The 15,858-nt window shown below is 71.5% G+C and carries 10 protein-coding genes; all 10 read left to right on the top strand.

Annotated features, from left to right (window positions below; all coding sequences use genetic code 11):
• The first annotated feature begins 147 nt into the window (after window positions 1-147).
• Window positions 148-3,030 (top strand): AAA family ATPase, encoded by a 2,883-nt coding sequence (locus tag ABZ883_RS39170; RefSeq protein ID WP_360915663.1) that lies wholly within the window; start codon window positions 148-150, stop codon window positions 3,028-3,030.
• A 109-nt stretch (window positions 3,031-3,139) separates the two neighbouring features.
• Window positions 3,140-3,310, top strand: a complete 171-nt coding sequence (locus ABZ883_RS39165) for a hypothetical protein (protein WP_360915660.1) — start codon at window positions 3,140-3,142, stop codon at window positions 3,308-3,310.
• A gap of 116 nt (window positions 3,311-3,426) precedes the next feature.
• Window positions 3,427-7,092 (top strand): S8 family serine peptidase, encoded by a 3,666-nt coding sequence (locus tag ABZ883_RS39160; protein WP_360915657.1) that lies wholly within the window; start codon window positions 3,427-3,429, stop codon window positions 7,090-7,092.
• A 32-nt stretch (window positions 7,093-7,124) separates the two neighbouring features.
• Entirely contained in the window at window positions 7,125-7,733 is a 609-nt protein-coding gene (locus tag ABZ883_RS39155) for a hypothetical protein (RefSeq protein WP_360915654.1), read from the top strand.
• Window positions 7,734-8,216: 483 nt separating this feature from the next.
• A complete protein-coding gene (locus ABZ883_RS39150) occupies window positions 8,217-8,861 on the top strand; it encodes a transglycosylase SLT domain-containing protein (RefSeq protein WP_360915651.1) in 645 nt (214 codons plus the stop codon).
• Window positions 8,862-9,389: 528 nt separating this feature from the next.
• Window positions 9,390-10,310 carry a sugar ABC transporter permease gene (locus ABZ883_RS39145; protein WP_360915648.1) on the top strand — a complete coding sequence of 307 codons (921 nt, stop codon included), beginning with the start codon at window positions 9,390-9,392 and terminating at the stop codon, window positions 10,308-10,310.
• A 2-nt stretch (window positions 10,311-10,312) separates the two neighbouring features.
• On the top strand, window positions 10,313-11,251 hold the full coding sequence (locus ABZ883_RS39140; RefSeq protein ID WP_360915645.1) for a carbohydrate ABC transporter permease: 939 nt from the start codon (window positions 10,313-10,315) through the stop codon (window positions 11,249-11,251).
• A gap of 112 nt (window positions 11,252-11,363) precedes the next feature.
• Window positions 11,364-12,704: a sugar ABC transporter substrate-binding protein gene (locus ABZ883_RS39135; protein ID WP_360915642.1), complete on the top strand. Its 1,341-nt coding sequence runs from the start codon at window positions 11,364-11,366 to the stop codon at window positions 12,702-12,704.
• Between the two features lie 218 nt (window positions 12,705-12,922).
• Window positions 12,923-13,921 (top strand): LacI family DNA-binding transcriptional regulator, encoded by a 999-nt coding sequence (locus tag ABZ883_RS39130; protein ID WP_360915751.1) that lies wholly within the window; start codon window positions 12,923-12,925, stop codon window positions 13,919-13,921.
• 155 nt (window positions 13,922-14,076) lie between these two features.
• On the top strand, window positions 14,077-15,858 hold a 1,782-nt coding region (locus tag ABZ883_RS39125; protein WP_360915639.1), incomplete at its 3' end, for a beta-galactosidase family protein.

Below are 15,858 nucleotides of genomic sequence, written 5' to 3'. Positions count from 1 at the left end.
GATCGCTTGCCGGGTCAAACATCTGGCCCGAACCCCTTGCCTCGTGATCGTTCACGGCTAAAGTCAGCTCACGCAGGCGACCGACCGAAGGGGCAGGCGTTGGAGAGACGGCCCACCACCGATGCCGGTCGGCTCCCGACGCTTTCCGTGCCGCGGTTCGTCGGGCGCGACCGCGAGGTCGGCGCGCTCGGGGCGGCGCTCGGGCAACCCCCCGCCGTGGTGCTGATCGACGGCGAGGCGGGGATCGGAAAGACCCGCCTGCTGCGGGAGTTGCTGGCGTCCGAGGCCCAACGGGGACGCCGCGCCCTGGTCGGTGCCTGCCCGGAGTTGCGCGTACCGTACACGCTCGGCGCGGTCGTGGACGCCGTGCGCGACGGTGTCGACAACGTTGCCAGTCTGCAACTCAGCGGCCTGGGCGGCGCGCTGCGGCCGTTGTTCCCCGAGTGGGCCGACGAACTGCCTCCCGCGCCGGAGCCGCTGGAGGACGCGACCGCGGCCCGGCACCGGTTGTTCCGCGCCTTCGTCGAGGTGCTCGGCCGGCTCGACGTGGCCGTGCTCGTCGTGGAGGACGTGCACTGGGCGGACGAGGCGACGCTGGAGTTCCTGCTCTTCCTGGTGTCGCGCCGCCCGCAGCCGGTGAGCGTGGTGGTGACGTACCGGCGGGACGATGTCCCGCCCGATTCGCTGCTGTTGCGGCTGTCCTCCCGGCTGCCCGCCGACGCGCACCTGGTCAGGATGGTGCTGGCACCGCTGGGGATCGACGACACCGCCGCGGTCGTCTCGTCGATGCTGGCCGGTGAGCATGTTTCGGCCGAGTTCGCGGCCTTCCTGCACGCGCGGACGGAGGGCGTACCGCTGGCGGTGGAGGAGTCGGTGCGGCTGATGCACGACCGGGCCGACCTGATCCGCCAGGACGGCGGCTGGGCGCGGCGCCGGCTGGACCGTATCGACGTGCCGCCCACCATTCGCGACGCCATGCTGGAGCGCGTGGGGCGGCTGCGGCCCGACACCCGGACGGTGCTCTACGCGGTGTCGGTGCTCTCCGGTCCGGCCGACCACGCGACCGTGCGCGCGGTGACGGGCCTGCCCGAGGACCGGTTCGGCGCGCTGGCGGCCGACGCCCTGGGCTGCGGTCTGCTGCGCGAGGCGGGGCCCGGGCAGTGGTCGTTCCACCATGCCCTGGCGTGCGACGCGGTGTACGAGGCCATCCCTGCCGAGGAGCGGCGTGCCATGCATCTGCGTGCCGGCCGCGCGATGGAGCGCTGGCCGCTGCCGCCGGTGGCGCAGTTGGCCCGGCACTTCCGGCTGGCGGGCGATGTCGGGGCGGCGTGCCGCTACACCGAGCGGGCGGCCGACCTGTCCACGCAGTCCGGTGACGTGGCCACGTCGGCGCGGCTGCTGCACAGCCTGGTCACGAGCGTGACCCTGCCGGTGGAGCAGTTGGTGGGCCTCGTGGCGAAGATCCAGTTCCAGTCGCTGCCGGGCTCCGACCCCCATTCGAGGATCATCGACTCGCTGCGGTCGGCGCTGGGGACCCAGGCCCTGACTCCGGGACAGGAGTCCCTGGTCCGCTTCCAGATCGGCCGGGTGCTGATGGTGGCGGGCGAGATCGAGGCGGGCCGGAACGAGATCCTGAAAGCCGTGCCGCAGCTGCCGCCGGACTCGCTGGAAGCGGCGCGGGCCCGCATCCTCCTCGCCCTCCCCCTCGGCAACGCACGGCCGGTGTCGGAGCATCTGCGCTGGCTGCGCGAGGCACCCGCGATGACGGTGTCGATCGCGCCGCACGAGCGCATGCGCCTGTCGGTGGAGCGTGCCTTCGCCCTGCTCATGCTCGGTGAGGAGAGCGGCTGGGACGAGGCGCGGCGCATCCCGGACGACGTCGCCAACTCCCGCGAGGCGGCGATGGTCGCGGTCGGCCACACCAACGTCGGCGAGGAGGCGATGCGGTGGGGGCGGTACGACGAGGCCCGCTCGCGGCTGGCCAGGGCCTCCGCGATCGCCGAACGCCACGAGTTCCTGGAGTACCTCGCCAGCATCGCCTCGTCCCGCGCCCACCTCGACTGGTTCACCGGTGCCTGGGAGGGACTCGCCGACAGGGCGGCCCGGCTGGTGGACGACGACGACGGCGTGCGGTTGAAGGACCGGTGCGAGGCCTCCCTCGTGGCGGGCCTGATCCAGATCGCCGCCGGGGACCGCGCGGCGGCCGAGGAGCGGCTGCGCTTCGCCGGCCGTGACGACCAGCAGCGGATCGAGGCGACGACCGCGCTGGCGCGGCTGTATCTGCGCGACGGCGACGCGGGCGAGGCGCTGCGGCTGACCGACGAGGTGGCGGAGACCGCCGTCGGCAGCGGGATCTGGACCAGGGCCGCCGAGTTCGCGCCGGTGCGGGTCGCGGCGCTGGTCGCCGCGGGCCGGCCGGGCGACGCCGCCGACCTGGTGGGCGCTTTCGAGCGGGCCCTGGGCGGCAAGGACGCCCCGGCGCCGCAGGCGTCCCTGGTGCTGTGCCGGGCGATGCTGGCCGAGGCGGACGGCCGGCCGGACGACGCGGCGGCGCTGTTCGCCCGGGCGGCCGATGCCTGGCAGGCGCTGCCGAGGCCGTACGACGCCCTGCTCGCCCGGGAGCACCATGCCCGCTGCCTGATCGCCGCGGGCCGTCACGAGGCCGCTGTGCCGGTGCTGTCGGACGTCCGCCGGGCGATGTCCGGACTGGGCGCCCGCAACGACGCCGACCGGGTGACACGTTCGCTGAACGAACAGGGCGCGGGCACCCGGGAGGGACGCGGCCGGGGACGGCCCGGTTACGGCGACCAGCTCTCCCCGCGCGAGCTGGAGGTCGCCCGCCTGCTGCTCGACGGCCTGACCAACCGCCAGATCGCCGACCGGCTGGTGGTGTCCACGCAGACGGTGGCCAGCCAGGTGAAGTCGGCGATGCGCAAGCTGCGGGCGACGTCGCGAACCGGACTCGCGCTGAGGGTCGTGGAGTTGGGGCTCATCGGCGAGCAGGGGCACACCCTGCCGCACGACGAGTGAATTCGGCGCCGCCGTCCCGGACGAAAAAAAGACGCACGCGCGAACGACGAGTTAAATCCCGCATCTGACCAATCGAGCCCGGTCCGGGCCCGGTTGCACACTCGTGCTCATGTCAACCGCAGAACCGCCGGCGACGGAGCCGGCGGACACCCCGTTCGAGCCGGCGCCCCGTGCCGAGGACGAACCCGCGCCGGCAGCGACACCGGACGGCCCGTCAGGCACTCCGGCCCCCCGGGGCACCAACGGCGCAGGCGGCGCCGACGAGTACGAACCGCTCTAGCGCGAGGGCCCAGGGCCGCCGCCGCACCGGGATCGCCCACGGTGCGGAGTCCCGCGCGCCGTCGCGCCGCATGTCCCCCGGTATGTCCCGTCCTTCATCCCACAGGAGACCCATAGATGAGGCGAAGCACAAGGAAGCGGCTCGGCAGACGCCTGGGCGCGGCGACCGTCGGTCTGACGGTCCTCGGGATGGTCGTGTCGACCACGGCGACCCACGCCGCCGAGCCGGCGCGGCAGACGCCGCGACCCGGTGCCGTACGGACCGGCAGCCCCACGGCGATCGCCGACACCGACCTGGCGCGGGTCGTCGCCGCGTCCGGCGGTTCGGTGCCGGTGACGCTGATCACCGGTGACAGGCTGCACGTCGGCGTCGACGCCTCCGGCAAGCCGGTCGTCCGCGACATCGAGAGCGCGGCGCGGCCCGACGCTCCCCCGGTGGTGTTCCACACCATCACCCGTGAGGGCAGGACGTACGTCGTTCCGGACGACGCCCTCGCGCTGGTCGCCAAGGGGCTGCTGGACTGGGGGCTGTTCGACCTGAGCCGGCTGGTGGCGCTGACCGCGGCGGGCAAGGGCGGCACGGTGCCGGTGCTCGTCACCTACACCGGCACCGCCAAGGCCGACATGACGCGCAAGGTGGCCGGCGCCTCCGGCGGCAGGGCCCTGCCGAGCATCAACGGCCGTTCGATGAACGTCGCCGAGGACGGCCGCTGGTGGCAGCAGGTGCGGGGCAAGACGGACGCCACGTCCGCCGCCGCCCGGTCCGCCGGTTCCCTGGCCGGGGTCAAGAAGGTCTGGCTCAACGGCATGGCCCATGTCGACCTCGAGCAGTCGGTGCCGCAGATCGGCGCACCCGTCGCCTGGGAGCGCGGTTACGACGGCACCGGGGTGACGGTGGCGGTGCTCGACACCGGTATCGACGCCACCCACCCGGACGTCGCCGGCAGCATCGTCGGTCAGGTCGACTTCACCGGCAGCCCCACCGGCACCAAGGACGGCCACGGGCACGGCACCCATGTGGCGTCCACGGTGCTGGGCAGCGGGGCCGCCTCCAAGGGGCTGCGCAAGGGCGTCGCGCCCGGCGCCAAGCTGCTGGTCGGCAAGGTCTGCGACGACAGCGGCCAGTGCCCCGACGACGGCATCATCGCGGCGATGGACTGGGCCGCCCACTCGGGGGCCAAGGTCGTCAACATGAGCCTGGGCGGCGACCCCACCGACGGCACCGACCCGATGAGCCAGGCGCTCAACGAGCTCAGCCGGTCCACCGGCACGCTGTTCGTGGTCGCGGCCGGCAACTCCGGTTTCGTCCCGCAGAAGGTCGTCTCCCCGGGCTCCGCCGACGACGCCCTCACCGTGGCGGCCGTCGACAAGAACGACGAGATGGCCAGTTTCTCCAACCGCGGTCCGCGGATCGGGGACGGCGCGGCCAAGCCCGACATCGCGGCTCCCGGCGTCGGCATCGTCGCCGCACGCGCCGCCGGCACGTCCATGGGCACGCCGGTGGACCAGTACTACACCGCGGCCGACGGCACCTCGATGGCGACCCCGCACGTGGCGGGCGCCGCGGCCATCGTCGCCGAGCAGCACCCGGAACTGACGGGGCAGCAGATCAAGGCGCTGCTGATGGACACCGCCACCGACCTCGGTCACGACATGTACGCCCAGGGCAGGGGCCGGGTGGACCTGGCGACCGCGACCAATCCGCGGATCGTCCCGAAGGGGACCCTGAACTTCGGCCGCCTGGCCTTCCCGCACGCGCCGGTGACCAAGACGATCACGTACACCAACCGCGGTGACGACGCGACCACGTTGCACCTGGCGATGCCGGTCTCGTTCGCCGACGGCAAGCCCACCAAGGCGGGCCTGTTCACCCTGAGCACGGACACAGTCGTCGTGCCCGCCGGCGGCTCCGCCGAGGTATCGGTGACCGTCGACGGCAGGGTGCTCGGCGACAACGGGCCCTTCGGCGGCTACAACGGGCTGCTGACCGCCCGCGACGACTCCGGCTCGGTGAAGCTGAGTTCGGGCATCCACACCTTCCTCGAGGCCGAGAAGTTCCCGCTGACCCTGAACGTCGTCCCCCCGGCGGGCGCGACCGACGTCAGCTACGGCACCGCCACCTTCCTGCCGGTCGACGACCAGATCCACCTGCACACGGGCCCGGTGCTCGACATCGACCGGGCCACGATGACCGAGGAGCTCTTCCGCGGCACCTGGGCGGTGCAGATGCCGGTCAGCTGGCGGGACGCGTCCGGCGAGTGGCAGCAGGCCCAGCCGATCGCCCCGGAGGTGGGCCTCACCAAGGCCACCACCGTCACGTTCGACCTGCGCAAGGCCAAGCCGCTGAGCGTGCGGTACCCGGAGTCCACCGAGACCTACTCGGCCTCCGACACCGTCAACCGGGTCTCGGCGACCGGGGCGTGGACGACGGGCACGGTGTTCTCGGCCGACTACAAGGCCGTCGAACCGCACTGGTGGGTGCTGCCCACCACCGGCAAGGTGCGCATGGGCACCTTCACCCATGACTTCTACAGCTCGCGGGTGACCCCCGCCGTCACCCTGCGCGCCTCCGGCGGCGGCGCCCCCGCGGGCCTGTCCGCCCGCTACGCGACGCCGGACGCCACGGTGAGCGAGACGCAGATGTGGCTGAACGACGACGGCGACCCGGGCTTCCGCGAAGCCGCGATCCCCGTTCCCCGTTTGCCGGTCGAGGGGCACCTGCCGGTGGTCCACGCGGGCAACGGAACCGCCGCCGACATCGCGGCCGCCGGCGTCCGGGGCAAGCTCGTCCTCCTGACCCCGGCCGACATCTGCCAGGGCACGTGCGACTTCGCCAGGCTGCGGGACGAGCGGGTGGCCGCCGCCGCGGCAGCGGGCGCCGTCGGTGTGCTGGTCGCGGCACCGGACCTGACCTCGCTGGGAAGCCCCGGCACGCTCGACCAGTGCGGGTTCGGGCCGCAGAGCTGCCCGGCGCTCCAGGCGTACACCGCGCTGCCCGTCGTGACCGTGCCCTACGCGCAGGCCGAAGGCCTGATCAAGCGCATCAAGGCCGACCGGTCGCACGTCCGGATCACTCTCGGCGGCAGTGCCGTGCCGGCGGCGTACGTCGCCAGGTACCACGACGAGGGGCAGATCGGGACGGGCGCCTACCGGGTCGGCAAGGGCGATCTGGACCGGGTCGACCTGTCCTTCCACGGGGCACGGCCCGGTTGGGTCCACCAGCTGAGCTGGATGCAGCACCTGCGGGCCACGCCCGTCACGTCGCAGGTGTCCCTGCCGCACCCGGCCACGCAGAAGGCGATGACCGTTTTCGTCGCGCGGCAGCCCGACGCGATCAGCCGGTTCACCGCCTCCTGGGCCGAGGACGGGGCGGACTCCTTCATGACGCACAACCGGACCGAAGTGAACGACCTGGTCCTGACCGGCAGGAACGCGATCCACTGGAACGCCGGCCCCTCCGTGCCCGGAGCCGCGTCGCAGGCGCGGACCGCGTCCGGCTTCACCGTCTCGGCCGGACCGTGCTCGGGGTGCCGGCAGGGCGACACGTTCTACCCGAGTGTCTTCGTGACGGGCAGCGGCGGCGGCCGCCAGGCGCTGATGGGCATCGTCAACGACGAGCTGATCACGCACGACTTCACCGAGGTCCCCGCGTGCGGGCCGACCCCGTCGACCACGTTGCCGAACCTCGACTTCACCTGCGACTTCACGCTGCGGAACGCGTCCGGTGACGAGATCGCGCGGCGCACACAGCCGCTCCCCGACGTCGACTACCTGACCCAGTGACGGCACGAGAGACCGCGAAGGAGACCAACGCGATGAAGAACACGGTGCCGTCGGCACGACGCCGCAGAGGGGCCCTCATGGTGCTCGCGGCCGCGGTGATGCTGGCGCTGACCGGCTGCGACGGAGGTGACCTCGTCTCGTACGACCTGCCGGCGAAGTCGGGCCGGTACACGTTCGAGGCGAAGACCGACGACGTCAGCACGGTGTGGCAGTACACCTCCGCCGAGCCGGCCAAGGACGACGCCCCTCAGCTGAGCCCGTGCATGGGCGAGGTGGTCGGCGGCGACACGGCGGCGTGCCGTCCGGAGCCGCTGATCTTCCTGCGCTACGACTTCGGTCTGGCGCTGGACAACACCGTCAAGGCCGGGGAGAGCCACGACATCACCGTCGTCGGCTACTACCAGGAACGCCTCACCGCGCTCCCCAAGGTGACCTCCCTGAAGGCGGAGACCACCTTCGACGGGGGCAGGACCTGGCGCCCGGCGACCACCCGGGCCACCGGGAAGAACACCTTCACCACGACGGTCAGGAACCCCCGGCGGGACCAGGCCGCCCACGGCGTCGGACTGAGAATCAGCGCGACCGACAGCCAGGGCAACACCGTCCGGCAGACCCTCCCCTCGGCGTACACGCTGCGCTGAGAGGCCGGACAGACACAAGGCCGGGGCGGGACCGCCGTCCCGCCCCGGCCGCACCGCTCGAAGCCCGCACGGGGGCCCTCTCAGCGCCGGCACATAGCCTTCCGGTTGATTCAATCGCCTTATGTCCCAGGTGACTTGCGGGTCGGCCGGACTCACCCGGCCGGGCACGCACGCATGGTCCCGGCCGATGCCCCCGGCTCCGTGTCCCTCGTCGACAGCCACTACGAACCGCCGGGCATGACGTCCGGCCCAACGGCGTGACACGGAAAGGCGCGAATCCGTTGCGCTGCCGTGTTCGACTAGGGCAGGCTGTCGGTTCTGTAAGGCCCTGCCCATGGCTTGTCCGTGCTCATCAGGCTTACGGGAGCACGGAATTGACGCGCTGTTCCGTGGTTTCCGGGACCCGTGCACGATCAGGCCGGCGCCAAAGGGCACATTCACGTCCGCGAGGTCACCAAGCGGGCGACGCGGGAAGGAAACCGTGTGAGCCGGATCTCGGTCCGGGGATTCGCGGTGGCCTCGGCCACTGCGGTCACCACCGTGGGCGCTGTCGTCGGTGTCGCCTCCGGCAGCGAGCAGCCGGGCCTGCAGCCCGTCGCCGCCACCGACGCGATCACCGTCCTCCCGGACATTCCCGCCGGTCAGCAGGTGCAGCAGGCGTCGCTGACGCAGCAGGTCCTGGCGCAGACGGACGCCGCCGACGCCACCGCGCGCAAGACCGCCGAGGAGTCCGCCCGCAAGCAGGCCGCCCGGGACGCCTCCGCCCGCAAGGAGGCCCAGCGGCAGGCCGAGGAGAAGCGCAAGGCCGACGCGCTGATAGCGAATGCCGCTTCCTCGACCGGCGTGGTCCAGGACATGGCACGGGCGATCATCGGCGACTCCACCCAGTTCCAGTGCTTCTCCAACATCGTCAGCCGCGAGAGCGGCTGGAACTTCACCGCGACCAATGCCTCCTCCGGCGCGTACGGGCTGGTGCAGGCCCTGCCCGGCTCCAAGATGGCCTCGGCGGGCGCGGACTGGCGCACCAACCCGCGCACGCAGATCAAGTGGGGCCTCAACTACATGGACAGCCGCTACGGCAGCCCCTGCGGTGCCTGGTCCTTCTGGCAGACCAACCACTGGTACTGAGCGGGCGCACCGAGGGGTCGTACCGCCGCACGAGTGGCGGACCTTTTAGGCATTGCGGACATAACCTCCCATAACAACCGCGCCTCGACGGGGTCGTTGCCGGGGTGGACGAGCCGGATCCCGCCCGCGAAGGTGTGATCCGCGCCACCACGACGGGCGACCCGCCGGGGAGCGCATCACCCCGCCCGAGGCGAGGAGCCCCCCGCCCGGCAACCACCCGCCGGTGACCGCTCCCCCGGGCCCGGCGGCACCCGGCGCCCGTCCGTCGCCGGAAAGACGCACACGCACCCGCCCCGCCACCGGCGCCCGCGCGGCCGGGGCGCCCCGGCCCGCGCCGACACCATCCGCACCGCCCGCCGGCGAAGAAACCCTGAACGCCCCTTGACGCTTCCCGAACAGCGGTGCCAACATCACGTCATCCAAAATGTTTGCGCAAACGTGCGATCGGACGGTCGCCGATGTTTACGCAACCATCCGGGGCTCCGTCCCATCGACGGGGCCCCGCACGACGACGTGAGGGATGGGATCATGGCAGCCATATCGCCGCCGTCCAGTACCGGCAGGGCGGCACCACCGCCCGGACGCAGGGGCCGGCGCTGGTTGGGATGGGGCTTCGTGGCGCCATTCATGATCTTCTTCGCGCTGGTCTTCCTGGCGCCGATCGGCTACTCGATCTACCTGAGCCTCTTCCGCGACCAGCTCATCGGCGGCACCTCGTTCGTCGGCCTGGACAACTACACCCAGGCCTTCCAGGACAGCCAGTTCTGGTCCGGACTCGGCCGCGTCGCGCTGTTCCTCGCCGTCCAGGTGCCGATCATGCTGGGCATCGCCCTGTTCATCGCCCTCGCGCTGGACAGCGGACGCCTCCACGGCCGGAACTTCTTCCGCATCACGATCTTCCTGCCGTACGCGGTCCCGGCCGTCGTGGCGACCTTGATGTGGGGCTTCATGTACGGCGACCGCTTCGGCCTGGTCGCCAACCTCAACGACACCTTCGGGACGTCACTGCCGAACCCGCTCTCCCCCAGCCTCGTGCTGGCGAGCATCGGCAACATCGTGACCTGGGAGTTCGTCGGCTACAACATGCTGATCTTCTACTCGGCGCTGCATGTGATCCCGCACTCCCTCTACGAGGCGGCCGAGATCGACGGGGCGAGCCAGCTGCGGATCGTCAGGTCCATCAAGATCCCCGCGATCCGCGGGGCGCTGGTGATCGCGACGATCTTCTCGGTCATCGGCAGCTTCCAGCTGTTCAACGAGCCGAGCATCCTCAAGCCGCTGGCGCCCAACGCCATCACGACGTACTTCACGCCGAACCTCTACACCTACTCGCTGTCCTTCTCCGGCCAGCAGCACAACTACGCCGCGACGGTCGCGATCGTCATGGGAGTGGTCACGATGATCGTCGCCTACGTCGTGCAGCTGCGCGGCATGCGGAAGGAGGCGTGACGATGGCCCAGTCCAGCACCAGCACCCTCGCGCCCAAGCGCCAGCGCTCCGGCTCCGCGTTGTCCGGGCGGTCCGCGAGCCGGCGCCGCTCCTCCGACCGGCCCAGGCGCAACATCCTGCTCACCGTGCTGACCGCGCTCGTCGCGGTGTACGCCCTGATCCCGCTGGCGTGGCTGCTGATCAGCGCCACCAAGACGCAGAAGAACCTGCTCGACTCCTTCGGGCTCTGGTTCAGCGGCGACTTCGCGCTGTGGGACAACATCCAGCAGACCCTCACCTACAACGACCACATCTTCGTGCGGTGGCTGCTGAACACCCTGCTGTACGTGGCGGTCGGCGCGGGCGGCGCGACCTTCCTCGCCGTCCTGGGCGGCTACGGCCTGGCGAAGTTCAACTTCCCGGGCAAGCGGGGAGTGTTCGCGGTGGTGATCGGCGCGGTCGCCGTGCCGGGTGCCGCGCTGGCCGTGCCCACGTTCCTGATGTTCAGCAAGATGGGCCTGACGAACACGCCGTGGGCGGTCATCGTCCCCTCGCTCATCTCGCCCTTCGGCCTCTACCTGATGTGGGTCTTCGCCTCCGAGGCGATCCCGGACGAGCTGCTGGAAGCGGCCCGGGTGGACGGTTCGGGCGAGATCCGCACCTTCTTCCGGATCAGCCTGCCGCTGCTGGGGCCGGGCATCGTCACCGTCCTGCTCTTCACCGTGGTCGCGACCTGGAACAACTACTTCCTGCCGCTGATCATGATCAAGGATCCCGACTGGTATCCCCTCACGCTGGGGCTCAACGCCTGGAACGCCCAGGCCGCCACAGCCGGCGGGCAGCCCGTCTTCAACCTCGTGATCACCGGGTCGCTGCTGACCATCGTCCCGCTGATCGCGGCCTTCCTCTTCCTCCAGCGTTTCTGGCAGACCGGACTCAGCGCCGGCAGCGTCAAGGAATGATCACCGGCGCCCGGCGGGCGCCGTGTCCACCCCTGCAGGCCCCTCCCCGGCACACCCATGCGGTGGCCGTCGGGCGGCGCCGCAGTTCATCACCACAACGAAGTGAGATGCGATGACGAACAAGCCACTTCGCCGTTCGGCGCAGGCGTTCGCGGTGCTCTGCGCGGGGGCCCTGGCCCTGACCGCCTGCGGTTCCTCGGACGACTCCGGCTCCGGGGCCAAGGCCGCGGACGCGGGCAGCGTCGAGGCGGCGCTGAACAAGGGCGGCAACCTGACGGTGTGGGCGTGGGAGCCGACCCTGAAGCAGGTGGTCACCGACTTCGAGGCCAAGTACCCGAAGGTCAAGGTGAAGCTGGTCAACGCCGGTACGGGCAACGACCAGTACACCGCACTGCAGAACGCGGTCCAGGCCGGCTCGGGCGCCCCCGACGTGGCGCAGATCGAGTACTACGCGCTCAGCCAGTTCGCGCTGGGCAAGTCCGTGACCGACCTCAGCCCGTACGGCGCCAAGGACCTGTCCAAGGCCTACTCGCCCGGCCCGTGGAACGCCGTCTCCCTCAACAACGGCGTGTACGCGCTGCCCATGGACTCCGGTCCGATGGCGATGTTCTACAACAAGAAGGTCCTCGACCAGTACAAGATCAAGGTGCCCACCACCTGGGACGAGTACCTCGACGCGGCCCGCGCCCTGCACAAGGCGAACCCCAAGGCGTACATCACCAACGACACCGGCGACGCCGGCTTCGTCACCAGCTTGATCTGGCAGGCCGGCGGCCACCCGTACACGGTGGACGGCACCAAGGTGAAGGTCGACTTCTCCGACCCCGGCACCAAGGAGTTCACCGCCGTCTGGCAGAAGCTCATCTCCGAGAAGCTGCTCGCCCCGATCAGCTCGTGGAGCGACCAGTGGTACAAGGGACTGGCCGACGGCACCATCGCCACGCTCAACACCGGCGCGTGGATGCCCGCCAACTTCGTCTCCGGCGTCCCCTCGGCCTCGGGTGACTGGCGCGCCGCCGCGCTGCCGCAGTGGGAGGCGGGCAAGACCGCCAGCGCGGAGAACGGCGGCAGCTCGCTGGCGGTGATGGAGGCCAGCAAGGACAAGGCCCTCGCCTACGCGTTCGTGAAGTACGCGGACAAGGACGCCGGTGTGCAGGCGCGCATCAAGGGCGGCGCCTTCCCGGCGACGACCGCGGACCTGAACTCCGACGCGTTCCTGAACACCGAGTTCCCCTACTTCGGCGGTCAGAAGGCGAACCAGATCTTCGCCGACTCGGCGAAGAACGTGGTGCCCGGCTGGTCCTACCTGCCGTACCAGGTGTACGCGAACTCGATCTTCAACGACACCGTCGGCAAGGCCTACGTCTCCTCCACCCCGCTGCCCGACGCACTCTCCAACTGGCAGGACGCCTCGGTGAAGTACGGCAAGGACCAGGGCTTCACGGTCAACTGACGTACCGGCACCACCCGTGGCCGGCCCGGCGCTTCCCCGGCGGGGAACCGCCGGCGCCGGCCACCCGGGGCCTCGCGGACCGCTGATCCGCGGCGTTCGGCCCCCCATAGACTTCTGACATTCAGCGGCTGATGTGCGTGACGAAGGGTACGGCGGACGTGGACGGGACCGGACAGAACTCGGTGGCCGCCGCGCAGCGACGGCGGCGCGGCGCGTCGATGGCCGACGTCGCCAAGCTGGCGGGCGTCTCGGCGCAGACCGTCTCCCGGGTCTCCAACGGCTTCCCCGGCGTGCTCGACGACACCCGGCAGCAGGTCCTCGCCGCGATGAAGCAGCTCGGCTACCGCCCCAACAGCGCGGCGCGCGCGCTGAAGAGCGGTGAGTTCCGCACGATAGGCGTCATCCTCTTCAGCCTGTCCAGCACCGGCAACATGCGCACCCTGGAGGCGGTCTCGTCCTCCGCGGCGCGCGAGGGCTACGCGACGACCCTGCTGCCGGTCACCGCGCCCACGCGGGACGGGGTGCGCGGCGCCTTCTCGCGGCTCGGCGAACTCGCGGTGGACGGCATCGTCATGATCATGGAAGTCCATCTGCTGGACGCCATGACGGTGGCGCTGCCCCCGGCGGCCCCCCTGGTCGTCGTCGACTCCGACGCCGGTGACCAGTACTGCGTGGTCGACACCGACCAGGCCAGCGGCGCCCGGGCGGCCGTCGAGCACCTGCTGGGCCTCGGTCACACCACGGTCCGGCACATCGCGGGCCCCAAGGAGTCCTTCGCCTCCGAACGCCGGGTCGGCGCCTGGCGGGAGGCCCTGGAGTCCGCGGGCCGCGAGGTCCCGGAGCTGCTGCGCGGCGACTGGTCGGCGGAGTCCGGCTACGAGGCCGGGCAGCGCATCGCGGCGGACCCGGACTGCACCGCGGTCTTCGTCGCCAACGACCAGATGGCCCTCGGTGTGCTGCGCGCGCTGAGCGAGCACGGCCGGCGGGTGCCGGAGGACGTGAGCGTGGTCGGGTTCGACGACATCCCGGAGGCCGCCTCCTTCATGCCGCCCCTGACGACGATCCACCAGGACTTCGCCGAGGTCGGCAGGCGCTGCGTCGACGGCGTGCTGCGGCAGATCAGGGACGACGTCGCGGAGCAGGGCACCACGCTGGTGCCCACCAGGCTCGTGGTCCGCGGCAGTACCGCGCCTCCCCCGGAAGACCGCCGCCCGTGAACCGCTGACCCCCTCCACCACCCCGCCCCCCGTCGTCGCACCCCGCGATGGCAACGCAAACATCCCGTCCCGGGCACCCCTCGCCGGCCCGTCCGCGAAACCCCGTGACAGCACCGCACGCACGTGATCCCGACTCCACTGGAGGAGCCCCCGCCATGCCCGTACTGCGGACAGAAGGGAACGAATTCCGCCTCGACGGCGAGCCGTTCCGCATCATCTCCGGTGGCCTGCACTACTTCCGCGTCCACCCCGACCAGTGGCAGGACCGGCTGCGCAAGGCGCGCCTGCTCGGGCTGAACACCATCGACACCTACGTGCCGTGGAACCTCCACCAGCCGCGGCCGGACGAGTTCCACGCGGACGGCGGGCTGGACCTGCCCGCGTTCCTGGCGCTCGCCCAGGCCGAGGGACTGCACGTGCTGCTGCGCCCCGGGCCGTACATCTGCGCTGAGTGGGAGGGCGGCGGCCTGCCGTCCTGGCTGCTCGCCGCGCCCGACATCGCGCTGCGCACCGCCGACCCGCGCTACCTGGAGGCCGTCGACGCGTTCCTCGACCGGCTGCTGCCGCTCGTCACGCCGTACCTGGCCACCAACGGCGGCCCCGTCCTGGCCGTGCAGGTCGAGAACGAGTACGGCGCCTACGGCGAGGACCCGGCCTACCTCACGCACCTGGAGACCAAGCTGCGCCAGGGCGGTGTCGACGTGCCGCTGTTCACCTGCGACCAGCCCACCGACCTCGCCCGCGGCAGCATCCCGGGCGTCCTGAGCACGGTCAACTTCGGCAGCCGGCCCGCGCAGAACCTGGCGGCGCTGCGCGAGCACCAGCCCGAAGGCCCGCTGATGTGCACCGAGTTCTGGAACGGCTGGTTCGACCGGTGGGGCGGGGTGCACGTGGTGCGCGACGCCGCCAGCGCCGCCGCCGACCTCGACGAGCTGCTGTCGGCGGGTGCCAGCGTGAACCTGTACATGTTCCACGGCGGCACCAACTTCGGCTTCACCAACGGCGCCAACGACAAGCACACGTACCGGCCGACCATCACCTCCTACGACTACGACGCGCCGCTGGACGAGGCCGGGGACATCACCCCGAAGTACCTCGCGTTCCGCGACGTCCTCGCCCGGCACACCACCGTGCCCGACGGCCCCCTGCCCGAGCCGTCGAAGAAGCTCAACCTCCTCGGCGTCGCCCTCACCGGGACCGCGTCGCTGCTCGGCTCCGCGGACCGGCTGGGCGAGGCGGTGGCCGGTCCCCGTCCGCTGACCATGGAGGAACTGGGGCAGGACTTCGGCTTTGTCCTGTACGAGACCGAGCTCACCGAGCCGGGTCCGACCCTGCTGCACTTCGCCCAGGTCAAGGACCGGGCCCAGGTCTTCCTCGACGGGGCCCCCGCCGGCGTCCTGGAGCGCGAGCAGCACGAGAGCGCGCTGGCGCTCACCGTCCCCGCGGGGGGCGCGACCCTGGCGGTGCTGGTCGAGAACCAGGGCCGGGTCAACTACGGCCAGGGCATCCACGACCGCAAGGGCCTGATCGGCCCGGTCAGCGCCAACGGCACCGAGCTGACCGGCTGGCGCAGCAGGCCGCTGCCCCTGGACGACCTGTCCGGGCTCGCCTTCGCCACCGGCGCCCCGCAGCCCGTGGGGCCCACTTTCCACCGCGGCGTCTTCGAGGTGGAGGGCCCCGCCGACACCTTCCTGGACCTGACCGGCTGGACCAAGGGCAACGCCTGGGTCAACGGCTTCGCGCTGGGCCGCTACTGGTCCCGCGGCCCGCAGAAGCGCCTCTACGTGCCCGGCCCGGTCCTGCGTCCCGGCACCAACGAGCTGGTGGTCCTGGAACTGCACATCCTCGGCGAGCGTGTCGTCGCTCATGCCCCCGACGTCGCGCAGCGCCGCACGGCGGAAGGCGCCGACCGCCCCGGGGATGGTCGGCATGCAGCC

It is taken from the genome of Streptomyces sp. NPDC046977 (genome assembly GCF_040644455.1).
In the GTDB taxonomy this organism is placed as follows: Bacteria; Actinomycetota; Actinomycetes; order Streptomycetales; family Streptomycetaceae; genus Actinacidiphila.
The sequence above is the reverse complement of the archived record's forward strand: the minus strand, read 5'-3'. Positions and strand labels throughout refer to the sequence as shown.